The 12,082-nt window shown below is 71.7% G+C and carries 12 protein-coding genes; 6 read left to right on the forward strand and 6 right to left on the reverse strand.

What is annotated here, in order from left to right; translation table 11 throughout:
• The first annotated feature begins 108 nt into the window (after window positions 1–108).
• Window positions 109–1,080: an aldo/keto reductase gene (locus ACQVFL_RS19010; protein WP_396694276.1), complete on the forward strand. Its 972-nt coding sequence runs from the start codon at window positions 109–111 to the stop codon at window positions 1,078–1,080.
• Between the two features lie 61 nt (window positions 1,081–1,141).
• Here the strand turns inward: ACQVFL_RS19010 and ACQVFL_RS19015 are convergent, their stop codons facing one another.
• Entirely contained in the window at window positions 1,142–2,020 is an 879-nt protein-coding gene (locus ACQVFL_RS19015; protein WP_396694274.1) for an alpha/beta fold hydrolase, read from the reverse strand.
• A gap of 105 nt (window positions 2,021–2,125) precedes the next feature.
• Between ACQVFL_RS19015 and ACQVFL_RS19020 the strand changes: the two genes are divergently transcribed.
• Window positions 2,126–4,093, forward strand: a complete 1,968-nt coding sequence (locus ACQVFL_RS19020) for a BTAD domain-containing putative transcriptional regulator (RefSeq protein WP_431727198.1) — start codon at window positions 2,126–2,128, stop codon at window positions 4,091–4,093.
• A 91-nt stretch (window positions 4,094–4,184) separates the two neighbouring features.
• On the opposite strand, the gene ACQVFL_RS19025 is transcribed toward ACQVFL_RS19020, so the two are convergent.
• Window positions 4,185–4,664, reverse strand: a complete 480-nt coding sequence (locus ACQVFL_RS19025; protein WP_431727199.1) for a DUF6924 domain-containing protein — start codon at window positions 4,662–4,664, stop codon at window positions 4,185–4,187.
• 187 nt (window positions 4,665–4,851) lie between these two features.
• On the opposite strand from ACQVFL_RS19025, the gene ACQVFL_RS19030 reads away from it, so the two are divergent.
• Together ACQVFL_RS19030 and ACQVFL_RS19035 are read left to right on the forward strand one after the other, a co-directional pair.
• Window positions 4,852–5,520: a TetR/AcrR family transcriptional regulator gene (locus ACQVFL_RS19030; protein ID WP_431727200.1), complete on the forward strand. Its 669-nt coding sequence runs from the start codon at window positions 4,852–4,854 to the stop codon at window positions 5,518–5,520.
• A 36-nt stretch (window positions 5,521–5,556) separates the two neighbouring features.
• Window positions 5,557–6,582: an NADP-dependent oxidoreductase gene (locus ACQVFL_RS19035; RefSeq protein WP_396694266.1), complete on the forward strand. Its 1,026-nt coding sequence runs from the start codon at window positions 5,557–5,559 to the stop codon at window positions 6,580–6,582.
• Window positions 6,583–6,642: 60 nt separating this feature from the next.
• Here ACQVFL_RS19035 and ACQVFL_RS19040 read toward each other — a convergent pair whose 3' ends face one another.
• The 4 genes from ACQVFL_RS19040 to ACQVFL_RS19055 form a co-directional block, all read right to left on the reverse strand.
• A complete protein-coding gene (locus ACQVFL_RS19040; RefSeq protein WP_431727201.1) occupies window positions 6,643–7,176 on the reverse strand; it encodes a hypothetical protein in 534 nt (177 codons plus the stop codon).
• Between the two features lie 131 nt (window positions 7,177–7,307).
• On the reverse strand, window positions 7,308–7,919 hold the full coding sequence (locus ACQVFL_RS19045; protein WP_396694262.1) for a lactate utilization protein C: 612 nt from the start codon (window positions 7,917–7,919) through the stop codon (window positions 7,308–7,310).
• Window positions 7,901–9,310, reverse strand: a complete 1,410-nt coding sequence (locus tag ACQVFL_RS19050; protein ID WP_431729849.1) for a LutB/LldF family L-lactate oxidation iron-sulfur protein — start codon at window positions 9,308–9,310, stop codon at window positions 7,901–7,903. The genes ACQVFL_RS19045 and ACQVFL_RS19050 overlap by 19 nt, the downstream gene beginning before the upstream one ends.
• A gap of 17 nt (window positions 9,311–9,327) precedes the next feature.
• A complete protein-coding gene (locus ACQVFL_RS19055; RefSeq protein ID WP_431727202.1) occupies window positions 9,328–10,104 on the reverse strand; it encodes a (Fe-S)-binding protein in 777 nt (258 codons plus the stop codon).
• Window positions 10,105–10,430: 326 nt separating this feature from the next.
• On the opposite strand from ACQVFL_RS19055, the gene ACQVFL_RS19060 reads away from it, so the two are divergent.
• Window positions 10,431–11,360 (forward strand): ABC transporter ATP-binding protein, encoded by a 930-nt coding sequence (locus tag ACQVFL_RS19060; protein ID WP_431727203.1) that lies wholly within the window; start codon window positions 10,431–10,433, stop codon window positions 11,358–11,360.
• A complete protein-coding gene (locus tag ACQVFL_RS19065) occupies window positions 11,357–12,079 on the forward strand; it encodes an ABC transporter ATP-binding protein (protein ID WP_396694256.1) in 723 nt (240 codons plus the stop codon). The genes ACQVFL_RS19060 and ACQVFL_RS19065 overlap by 4 nt, the downstream gene beginning before the upstream one ends.
• Window positions 12,080–12,082: the final 3 nt, after the last annotated feature.

Below are 12,082 nucleotides of genomic sequence, written 5' to 3' on the forward strand. Positions count from 1 at the left end.
AGGGCACCTTACGTGCGACTTGTTGACGCTTCAAGTTCGGGCGGGTAGAACTTGAAGCGTCAAGTTCGCCGGACGGCCCCGGTGAATCGACGGGGAAAGGACCACGGCATGCAGACCACCTCACTGGGCGGACTCGACGTCTCCCGCATCGGCCTCGGGGCCATGGGGATGTCGGCCTACTACACCGGCGCCGGTCGCGACGAAGCCGAGTCGATCCGCACGATCCGGCGCGCTCTGGACCTCGGCGCCACCCACCTGGACACCGCCGAGGTGTACGGGCCGTACGTCAACGAGGAACTGGTCGGTCGCGCGATCAGGGGCCGCCGCGACGAGGTCGTCCTGGCCACCAAGTTCGGCCTCGTCTCCCACACCGGCAGACCGGGGACGGACAGCACCCCCGCCAACATCCGCGTGGCGGTGGACGGCTCCCTCCGGCGGCTCGGCACCGATCACATCGACCTCTATTACCAGCACCGGGTGGACCGCGACACTCCCATCGAGGACACGATGGGAGCGTTGCGCGAACTGGTGGTCGCGGGCAAGGTGCGCCACATCGGCCTGTCGGAGGTGTCCGCGACGACGATCCGCCGGGCCCACGCGGCGCACCCGGTGGCCGCCGTCCAGACGGAGTACTCGCTGTGGACCCGCGACCCCGACGGCGACGTGCTGAGCACGCTGCGGGAACTCGGCATCGGCCTGGTGCCCTACTCGCCTCTCGGACATGGCTTCCTGACCGGTGACATCCGCTCCCTCGACGGCCTGGACGCCACCGACTGGCGGCGCACCAACCCCCGGTTCACCGGCGACAACCTCACCCGCAACCTGCGCATCGTCGAGGAGGTCCGCGATGTCGCCGGAGAGGTGGGTGCCACGCCCGCGCAGATCGCGCTGGCCTGGCTACTCGCCCAGGGTGAGGGCATCGCGCCCATCCCGGGCACCAGACGCGTCGACCGGCTGGAGGAGAACTGCGCCGCCGAGAGCATCCGCCTCACCGCCGATCAGATCACCCGGCTGGACAGCCTGACCCCGGCCTCCGGCAGTCGCCACTCCGCAGCCGACATGGCCGCCATCGAGGGCTGAGCAGCGTCGAGACACGCCGGGCCGGAGGCGCACCGTCGTGCTCGCCGACCGGGATGTCGTGCTATCGCGCGAGCAGGGAGCGCAGAACTCCGCTGATCTCCTCGGGTGCCTCTTCGGCCATGAAGTGCCCGGCCGAGGTGGTCCGGTGGTCCAGATCAGTGCCCCACGCGTGCCACAGCGCGGCGGCGTCGTAGCCGAGTGCGGCACCCCAGTCCTGCTGGACCACCGTGACCGGCATGGACAGGCGCTTCCCGGCGTCCCGGTCGGCCCGGTCGTGCTCGATGTCGATGCCGGCCGAGGCGCGGTAGTCGGCGACGATGGAGGGGACCGCCTCACGGGAGGCTTTCAGGTACTCCGCCCGCACGGCCACCGGAATGGACTGCGGGTTCTGCGCCCAGACGTCGAGGAAGTAGCCGAAGAAGGCGTCCGCGCTGGCGCTGATCATCTGTTCCGGCAGGCCGGGCGGCTGGGCCATCAGGTAGAGGTGGAACGCGACGGCGGCGGACGATCCGTGCAGGATGTCCCACATGTCCAGCGTCGGCAGGACGTCGAGAATGGCGAGGTGGGTGATCGTACCCGGATGGTCGAGGCCGGCCCGGATGGCGACGAGGGCACCCCGGTCGTGTCCGGCCAGGGCGAAACGCTCGTGGCCGAGCCTGCCGGCGAGGGTGACGATGTCGGCGGCCATGGTCCGCTTGGCGTACGTGTCGGCGTCGCGCGCCGCAGGTTTGTCACTGGCGCCGTAGCCGCGCAGGTCGGGACAGATCACGGTGTGCTCGGTGGCGAGAGCGGCGGCGACGTGCCGCCACATGACGTGGGTCTGCGGAAAGCCGTGCAGCAGCACGATCGGGCTGCCCGTACCTCCGACCGCCACGTTCAGTGTCACGTCGTCGTCGACCGCGACACGCTGGTACTCGAACCCGGGAATGGTGGTCGTCATGATCGCCCTCTTCTCGTCGGATGGACGATCCCAGCCTGCCGGTCGCCGATGAGCAGACGATGAGCGCGATACGTTGAGCGCACAGACGGAAGGGCGGTTCGATCAGTGCAGGTCAGCATCGGTGTCCTCGGGCCGGTCGTCGCCTGGGACGGTGCCGGCGCACCGATCGGGCTGAAGGGGCCGAAACACCGCGCGGTGCTGGCGCGACTCGTCGTCGCGCGCGGCCGGGTCGTACCGGTCGGCACGCTTGTCGACGACCTGTGGCAGGTGCCACCGCCGGGCGCGGTGAGTGCTGTCCGCACGTTCGTGGCGGCGCTACGGCGGGCGCTGGAGCCGGACCGGCCACCGCGCGAGTCGACTCGGTGGCTGGTCACGGAGGGCCCGGGCTACGCGCTGCGGGTGGCGCCGGACGCGGTCGACGCCTGGCGGTTCGAGAACGAGACTGCCGCCGCTTCCACGGTGCACCCGCGCGCGGCGATCGAGCGGCTCGACCGGGCTTTGCGTTCGTGGCGGGGGCCCGCGTTCGCCGGCTTCGACGAGTCGTGGGCCGACGTCGAGCGTGCCCGGCTCGAACAGCTACGGCTCCACGCGATCGAGCAGCGGGCTGCGGCGTTGCTGACCACCGGGCGCGCCGCGGAGGTCGTACCGGATCTCGACGCGCACGCGGCCGAGCATCCGTGGCGGGAGGAGGCGTGGCGGCTGCTGGCGCTCGCCCTGTACCAGGCCGGACGCCAGGGTGACGCGCTTGCGGTGCTGCGACGAGCCCGCAGCCTGCTCCTGGAGCAGCTCGGCGTCGATCCCCACCCACGGCTGCGTCGCCTGGAGACCGACATCCTCCGTCAGGCCGACCGGATCGGCGACGGTCTCGGTTCGCCAGGTCCGGAGCAGGTCTGGGCGGAGGCCGCGGCGGCATACGACCGCACGGTGGCGTCCGGTTCGTCGGCGCGGTTGGAGTCGACCATCGGTCTGCTGCGCAGTCTCGCCGTGACGGGGGCGAGCGGACTCGAGGCGGCCCGGGAGCAGCGGGTCGCGGCGATCACCGCCGCCGAGCAGGTGGGTGATCCCGAGCTCACCGCCCGGGTGATCGGCGGCTACGACGTACCCGCGATCTGGACGAGGGCGGACGATCCCGCACAGGCGGCGCAGGTCGTGGCGGGAGCCGAGCGTGCCCTGGCCGCCTTGGCCCCCGACTCGTCCGAGGCCACCCGCGCCCGACTGCTGGCCACCATCGCGGTGGAGTCACGCGGCACCCGCGCCGCACGCGGACCCGAAGCCGCCGAGCAGGCGGAGCGGATCGCGCGCCGCCTGGGCGATCCGGCCCTGCTGGCCTTCGCCCTCAACGGCGTGTTCATGCAGACCTTTCACCGCGCGGGCCTGGCTCCCCGACGGGACCGGATCGGCGCCGAACTGGTCGCGCTCTCCGCCCGGCACGGCCTGGGGACGTTCGAGATCCTCGGCCACCTCGTCCGACTACAGGCCCGCAGCGCGCTCGCGGACTTCGCCAGCGGCGACCAGCACGCCGCCGCAGCGGACCGGCTCGCCGAGCGGTACGACCGCCCACTGGTCAGCGTGTTCACCCAGTGGTACCGCGCGCTGCGACTCGCCGCGACCGAGCCGTCGCCGCAGGCCGCGGAGGCGGCCTACCGCAACGCGGCGGCACAGCTCGACAACGCCGGTATGCCCGGCCTTCAACAGGGCCTCCTCCCGCTGGCCCTGCTGTGCCTCGGGGTGGCACACGGGGAGCCCGTCCGCTTCGACGACGAGACCGACTGGGGCCCGCACACGCCCTGGGTACGCCCTCTCGTCCTGCTGGGACAGGACCGCCCGGCCGATGCCGCCGCGGCGCTGCGTCAGGTCCCGGTTCCCCCGCGCGACCTGCTGATCGAAGCCCGGTGGTCCCTCACGGCCCACGCGGCGATCATCCTGGACGACTCGGCGGTGATGAGGCGTGCCCGGATCGCACTCTCGCCGGCTGCCGACGAACTGGCGGGAGCCGGCAGCGGCATGCTCACCGTCGGTCCCGTCTCACGTCATCTCGAGAACCTCGACGCGGCCCTCGGCCGCAGCTCGTAGGAGAGTTCGGCCGGTGAGCCCACGCCGGCGTCCGATCACGCTGAGCTGATGAGCGGTGGCGGAGGTCGTTCGACCCGCGCCAGACCACGTCCTACGCGAAGCCGCGGAAGATGCCGTCGCCGTCCACGTTGTCGGCGAACTCCTCCCAGTCCATGTTCGCGATCGTGAGATTGTTCTGGACCGACCACATCTCTGACGGCACGACTCGGAACGTGGCACCGCGCTGAGGCCCCTCGCCCTGGTCCTCATCCTCGTCCTCCTCCTCGTCCTCGTCGTCGTCCTCGTCGAGGTTCACGACCAGGATCGGGCGGTCCGGGTGGGTCAACGTCTCCGCGTCGACGAGGAAGGCGACGACATGATCGCTGTCCGCGGGCACCATCTCCACCAGTTCCAGCGGTGTGATGTTCTCGTAGGCGCGGTCATCGACGAACGTGACGAACGCCGTGAACCCTTCCGCTGTCTGCGGTTCAGTGATCGCAACCTGAATCTCTTCCCATTCCTGCGAACGGGAGAAGTCGGTACGGATGACCAGGGAAGCGTCGGAGTCCTGGTACCACATGCCATCATCCACGCCGGCGAGGATAGTCCAACCCGACGACATCCGACGCATCCTCATCGGGTGGATCCGGGCCCGGAGGGGCCGGCGGCACCCTGCACCGGCCACCTCACACCCTCCGGCGAACCGGGGAACCTCAAGTCACCTGCGGGCGCGCCGTACCGATGTGGAGGATGCTGTTCCACTTGCTATCGTCGGTGTCATGCAGGAGCCCGCAGGGTCGGGCCGGGCGCTGCGGCGTGACGCGCGGGCGAACCGGCAGCGCGTCATCGAGGCCGCCCGCCAGGTGTTCGCCACGCACGGGGTGTCCGTGACCTACGACGACGTGGCGCGGCAGGCCGGCGTCGGCGTCGGCACCGTCTATCGACGCTTCCCGACCAAGGAGTCGCTGCTCGCGGCAGCTCTCGAGGAGAGCCTGGAACGGCACGCAGCGTCGATCGAGGCAGCGCTGCACGCGCCGACCGGCTGGGACGGCCTCGTGCGTTTCCTGTGCCGTGCGGCGCAGTTGCACGCCACCGACCGTGGTGTCCGCGACGTCGAGTTGGGGGCGGGTTTCGACGAGCGGTACCTCGCGCAGATCCGTGACCGGATCATGCCGATCATCCGACAGTTGGTCGCGCGCGCCCATGCTGAGGGCACGTTGCGTCCGGACGTCACCGCCGAGGACATCCCGGTGCTGCTGACCATGATCAGTGAGGTCGCGCACCACAGCCGACAGGTCCGTCCCGAGACCTACACCCGTTACCTGCGGCTGCTCATCGACGGCCTGCGCGCCTCGCCGGAGGTGGGCGATCTGGGCACACCGACGACCGGCACCGAGGTCGATGCGCTGCTACGGCACTGGCTGCCCGGCCTTCAACGCCGGGGTTGACGGCGTGCGGACACCGAACCGAAGTGGAGAGCTTCCTTGCGCGCGTACGAGTTGACGAGCTTCGGCGGCCCGGAGGTTCTCCGCCTGGGCGACCGCAGCGACCCGGTCCCGGGAGCCCACGACGTGGTCGTCGACACCCGCGCGATCGGACTCAACCCGATCGACATCCTGCAACGGTCCGGCACCTTCCGATTCGCCAACCCGGTCCGGTTTCCCATCGTGCCCGGGAACGAGTTCTCCGGCGTCGTGTCTGCGGTCGGCTCTCACGTGAACACCTTTGCCGTCGGCGACGCCGTCTTCGGCCGCACCGACAAGGCACGCCTCGGTGCACTGGCCGAGAAGGTCGCCATCGCAGCACACCTGGTCGCGCCGATGCCGCGCACGCTCGACTTCGCCGCCGCCGCGGCCGTCCCGCTGGCCGGCACCACCGCCCTCCAGGCCGTCCGCGACGCCCTCGCGATCCACGCCGACGACCGGCTGCTCATCACCGGCGGCTCCAGCATGGTCGGCATGTTCGCGACCACCCTCGCCGCCCGCACCGGTGCCCACGTGGTGACCACCGCCTCCGCCGCCTCCGCACCGCTCCTGCGCAGCCTCGGCGCCGCCGAGGTCATCGACTACCGGACCCGGCGCGTCGAGGCGGTCCGGGTGCAGTTCACCAAGATCTTCGACCTCGTCGGCGGTCCTCCGCTGACCGCATTGCTGGAGTTGGTGTCCCCTGGCGGCCGGCTCGTGACGATCACCGCGACCCCGACCCCCGGATCGGTCCGACACGACTATCCGATGCCGGCCTGGCGTGCCGCGGTCCTGGAGACGGCCTTGTGGCTCGCCACGCTCGGGCCCCGGCGGCGCGCACGCGCAGGAGACTTCACCTACCGGTTCCTGTCCATGCGCCCCAGCGGACAGGATCTGCGCGATCTGGGCGTGCTCGTCGACAGCGGCTTGCTACCGGTGAAGATCGACAGTACCTACCGCTTCGACCAGGCGGCGGAGGCATTCGCCCGCGTCGAGACGCGCCGGGCCAAGGGCAAAGTCGTCGTCCTCACCGATCCCGCGACCTGAGCCTCGTGACCGGCGCCCCACCGACGGTCGCGTCGTCGAGCGCCCTGTCGGCCCGTCCCCCTAGCCGAGCAGGGCGATGACCAGGGAGGAGGCGGCGGCCGTGAGGAGCACACCGCCGGTGCCGACCCCGGTGACCGCGCTCACCGACAGGGCTCGGTTGCGGGCCACCGGCACGGCGGCGAGCGATACCAGCGTGATCAGCGCCGCCACCACGTGGATCAGCGGGTAGCCGATCAGGGTGGCAACGGGAAACAGGTGCACGCCGACGACGAACGCGACCCAGGCCGGGATGATGTCGCGACGGCGTACGGCGGCGAGGATGCCGGCACCGAGCGCGGCGAGCCCGAATTCGACACCGACCACGATGCCGAAGGTGCGGCTGGTCCCTGCGGTGAACGCCGTGCCGTCCGACCAGTGTCGCCAGGCCACGAGTGCCCCGAGCACGAGTACGAGCACGGCTGCGACCGAGGCGGCGACGAGTGGCTTGCGCCAGCGTGGTGGAGGTGATTCCTGTGCCCAGCCGAACCAACTGGTGGCGAAGAATCCGAAGACGACAGCGGTGGCCGCCGCGTCGCGGACGTGTTCGGCGATCATCGGTCTCCAACGGTGGCGGCGGATTCGCCCAGGAAGCTACCAGGCGGGCCGCCGCTGGCCGGACGGGCTGCCTGGGCGGTCGGGATGCGTCGACCGGTCCGTCGACCAGGGACGTCGACGGTTTGCGCGGCTCAGGGCAGCAGGATGACATGCAGGGTGCGCGGGCCGTGCACGCCCTCGACCCGGTTGAGTTCGATGTCGCTGGTGGCCGACGGTCCGCTGATCCAGGTCAGCGGGCGGTGCGGGGACAGGCGGGCGAGCGCCTGCGGCACCCCGGCGACCACCTGGGCGGCGCGGACCACGCAGATGTGCCGGTCCGGCAGGAGGCTGAGGACGCGGCGGCCCTGGTCGGGTGAGGCGTCGAGGACGACGGTGCCGGTCTCGGCGACCGCGACGGCGGCAGCGGTGACGACGGCGTCCGAGGCGGCGATCCGGGCGTTGTCCAGCCCGTCGTCGGGCAGGGCGGTCACCGTCGCGGGCAGCCAGGCCGGCGGCAGTCCCGGTGGGACGACGACCGTCGCGGGCGCCGGCAGGAGTTCGGCGATCGTGTCGGCGACCTGCGCCTCCGGTACGCGGTGCACCCGGGCCCGGTAGTCGGTCAGCCGATCGACCAGCAGGTCGAGGTCGACCGTGCCCTCGCGCCGGTAGTCGCGCGGAACCCGGACGTCGGCTCCGCGCTCGCCGACGGCGGCACGCAGCCGACCGAGGACGGTCTCCCGGCCGCTCACCGCTTCGACCACCATTCGCGGAAGGTCTCCGCAGGCGGTTCGGGCAGGTCGCGGCTGGCGGTCCAGCCGGACAGCGGCGGCGGTAGCCCCCGGCCGCGCCGGCCGAGCAGTCGGCTGGACCGCGCGGCGCGCTGTGCGGTCGCGTACAGGGCGGGATGGTCCATGGTGTACGCGGCGGCGGCCATCGCCGCCGCCTCGGCGCGCGGGTGGGGTGTCTGGTCGCGGAGGTGCACCAGCAGCTCCGGGATGTTGATCTTCACCGGGCAGGCGTCGTAGCAGGCACCGCAGAGCGACGAGGCGTACGGCAGCGACGCGTTGTCGGCGATCCCGGTCAGTTGCGGGGAGAGCACCGCTCCGATCGGGCCCGGATACACCGACCCGTAGGCGTGCCCACCGGTGCGCTCGTACACCGGGCAGACGTTCAGGCAGGCCGAGCAGCGGATGCAGTGCAGTGCCTGTCGACCCACCTCGTCGGCGAGGACGGCGCTGCGTCCGTTGTCGAGCAGCACCAGGTGGAACGCCTGCGGGCCGTCGCCCGGGGTCACGCCCGTCCACATCGAGGTGTAGGGGTTCATCCGCTCGCCGGTCGAGGCGCGGGGCAGCAGTTGCAGGAAGACCTCCAGGTCGCGCCAGGTCGGCACCACCTTCTCCACACCCATCACGGTGATCAGGGTCTGCGGCAGGGTCAGACACATCCGCCCGTTGCCCTCGGACTCGACCACGGCGAGGGTGCCGGTCTCGGCGACGGCGAAGTTCGCCCCGGACACCGCCACCGGCGTGGTGAGGAACGTCTGCCGCAGGTAGCGGCGGGCCGCCGCCGCCAGGACCGCTGGTTCGTCGGTCAACGCCGGGTCCACCCCGGGCATGGCGCGCAGGAAGATCTCCCGGACCTCGGCCCGGTTGCGGTGGATCGCGGGCACCAGGATGTGGCTGGGCCGGTCCTCGCCGAGTTGCACGATCAGCTCGGCCAGGTCGGTCTCCACCGGAGTGATCCCGGCGGACTCCAGTGCCTCGTTCAGGCCGATCTCCTGGGTCACCATCGACTTGACCTTGATCACCCGGTCGCTGCCGGTGGCCGCGACCAGCTCGGTGACGATCCGGTTCGCCTCGGTCGCGTCGGCGGCCCAGTGCACCACTCCCCCGGCGGCCGTGACCCGCGACTCCACCTGCTCCAACAGTTCCGGCAGCCGCGCCAGCACGTCGGCCTTGATCGCCGAACCGGCCGCCCGCAACTGCTCCCAGTCCGGCATCTCGGCGATCACCGCGCCGGACTTCGCGCGGATCGTGGCCGTGGCGTGCCCGAGGTTGCGGCGTAGTTGCGGGTCGGCCAGGGCCTGCCGCGCGGCGGCCGGGAAGGGTTCCGCGCCACGCAGATGCCCCACACCCGGTGGTGCCGTCACCGGCATACCGAGAAAGGTCCGGCTCACGACCTCACCACCAGTTCGCCGCGTTGGTCAGGAGTGTCGCCGCCCGGTTCGGTCGAGGCCAGGATCTCCGCCAGGTGCACGGTGCGTACCCCGGTGCGCAGCCGGGACAGTCCGCCGCCGATGTGCATCAGACACGACGCGTCCCCCGCCGTGCAGACGTCCGCGCCGGTGGCGAGCACGTGTCGCATCTTGTCGGCCAGCATGGCCGTCGACGTGTCCGCGTTCTTCACCGCGAACGTGCCGCCGAAACCACAGCACTGCTCGGCCGCCGGCAGCTCGACCAGGTCCAGGCCCCGCACCTCGCGCAGCAACCGCAGCGGCCGGTCCCCCACCCGCAGCACCCGCAGCGAGTGACACGTCGGGTGGTAGGTCACCCGGCGCGGGTAGTAGGCACCGACGTCGGTCACCCCGAGCACGTCCACCAGCAGCTCCGACAGCTCGTACGTGCGTCCGGCCACCGACTCGGCGCGGGCGGCCGACCGCTCGTCACCGGCCCGCCGGGCCACCGACGCGTGCTGGTGCCGCACCGACCCCACGCACGACCCCGACGGCGCCACGATCACGTCGTACGGATCGAACACCCGCGCGTACCGGCGTACCAACGGCACCGCCTGCCGCTGGTAGCCGGTGTTGACGTGCATCTGCCCGCAGCAGGTCTGCTCCTCGGGGAAGACGACCTCGTGTCCCAGGCGTTCCAGCAGCCGCACCGTCGCCTTCGCCGCCTCGGGGAACATGGTGTCGGCCAGGCAGGTCACGAACAACGCGATCCGCACGTCACACCTCCGACCGGATGGTCCGGGCCGCCACCGGGCCACGGTCGGGCCGGTGGCGCACGATCGGTTGAGTCTGCCGCACCAACGGCCGCAGCGCAGCCGGGTGGTCGGGGCGCACGGCCCGGAAACGCAGGAAAGCCGCCCCTGGGGCATGGTCAACGCAGCCGCCGGTTGCGAAACTGCTTCAATCTGCATCAGCGCGGGCAATCGGGGTCCTCGACACATCGGCGACCATGCGTACCGGTTCGGCGACACCACGTGCCCGGGCGGTGTGCCTGACGTCTGTCCGAGCGGCTCGGCGTCGGCACGATCCGGGGGAGGAAGCAATGTCCAGCACCGCGCTGTCGCTACCGCAGCCGCCCGCGCGGGCGCCCGAGTTCGGTCGGGACGCGCTCATCGTCTGCGAGAACCTGGTGCGGATCTACCAGACCGGTTCGATCGAGGTGCAGGCACTACAGGGGCTCGACCTCACCGTGGACAGCGGTGAGCTGGTCGCTGTCGTCGGCGCCTCCGGGTCGGGCAAGTCGACGCTGCTGTCCATCCTGGCCGGTATCGACGCGCCGACCGCCGGGCGGGTGCGGGTCGACCGGTGGAACCTGCTGGAGATGTCCCGCGCGGACCGGGTGGACTACCGGCGGCACACCGTCGGGTTCGTCCGGCAGCAGACGGCGAGCAACCTGATCCCGTACCTGACCGCACGGGAGATGGTGGACCTGCCGATGACGGCGGCGCGTACCGCGAAGAAGGAGCGCCGGGACCGCGCGGCCGAACTGCTGGACGGCCTCGGTGTCGCCGACTGCGCCGACCGGCGTCCCGGGCAGCTCTCCGGTGGGCAGCAGATGCGGGTCGCGATCGCGGTGGCGCTGGCCAACCAGCCACGGGTCCTGCTCGCCGACGAACCGACCGGAGAGCTGGACGCCGCCACGTCCGCAGAGGTGTTCGGCGTGCTGCGGGAGGTCAACCGGCGCTACGGCGTCACCGTCGTCGTGGTGACCCACGACCCGGAGGTCAGTGGCCAGGTCGAACGGACCGTCGCGATCCGGGACGGACGCACCAGCAGTGAGGTGCTGCGCCGCACCACCACCGACGCGGTGGGCGACACGCACACGATCGCCGAGGAGTACGCCGTGATGGACCGTGCCGGGCGGGTGCAGGTGCCCCGCGACTTCCGCCAGGCGTTGGCGCTGACCCGGCGGGTCCGGCTGGCCCTGGAGCCCGACCACATCACGATCCGCCCCTCGGAGAGCAGCGAATGAGCCGCGAGCCGCTGCTGCGTGTGCGCGACGTGCACCGGCGCTTCCGCACCGGACCGGCCGTCGTGCACGCCCTGCGCGGCGTGTCGTTCGACGTGGCGGCCGGTGCGATGGTGGCGTTGGTCGGCCGGTCCGGGTCGGGCAAGACCACCCTGCTGAACACCGTCGGCGGCCTGGACCGCCCGGACGCCGGCACCGTGCACGTCGACGGCACCGACGTCACCGCGCTCGACGAGGACGGTCTGTCCCGGCTGCGGCGCGAGAAGGTGTCGTACGTCTTCCAGAGCTTCGGCCTGATCCCGGTGCTGTCGGCGGCGGAGAACGTCGCCGCCCCGCTGCGGCTGGCCCGCGTCGCCCCGGCCGACCGCGAGCGGCGGGTCGCGTTGCTGCTGGAGTTGGTCGGGCTGGCCGACCACGCCCGGCAGCGTCCGGCCGAGCTGTCCGGCGGCCAGCAGCAGCGGGTGGCGATCGCCCGCGCGTTGGCCGCCTCGCCCCGGCTCCTCATCGCCGACGAGCCCACCGGGCAACTGGACGCGGAGACGGGCCTGTCGGTGATGGCCCTACTGCGCGGGGTGGTCGAGTCCGAAGGCGTGACCGCGCTCGTGTCCACCCATGATCCGTTGATGATGGCGTTGGCGGACCGGGTGATCCGGATCCACGACGGGCAGCTCCACGACGAGGCGGCCGGGCAGCCGGAGAAGCCCACGCCGGATGCCGGGTGACGC

Origin of the sequence: Verrucosispora sp. TAA-831 (assembly GCF_050780145.1) — a bacterium.
GTDB lineage: Bacteria > Actinomycetota > Actinomycetes > Mycobacteriales > Micromonosporaceae > Micromonospora.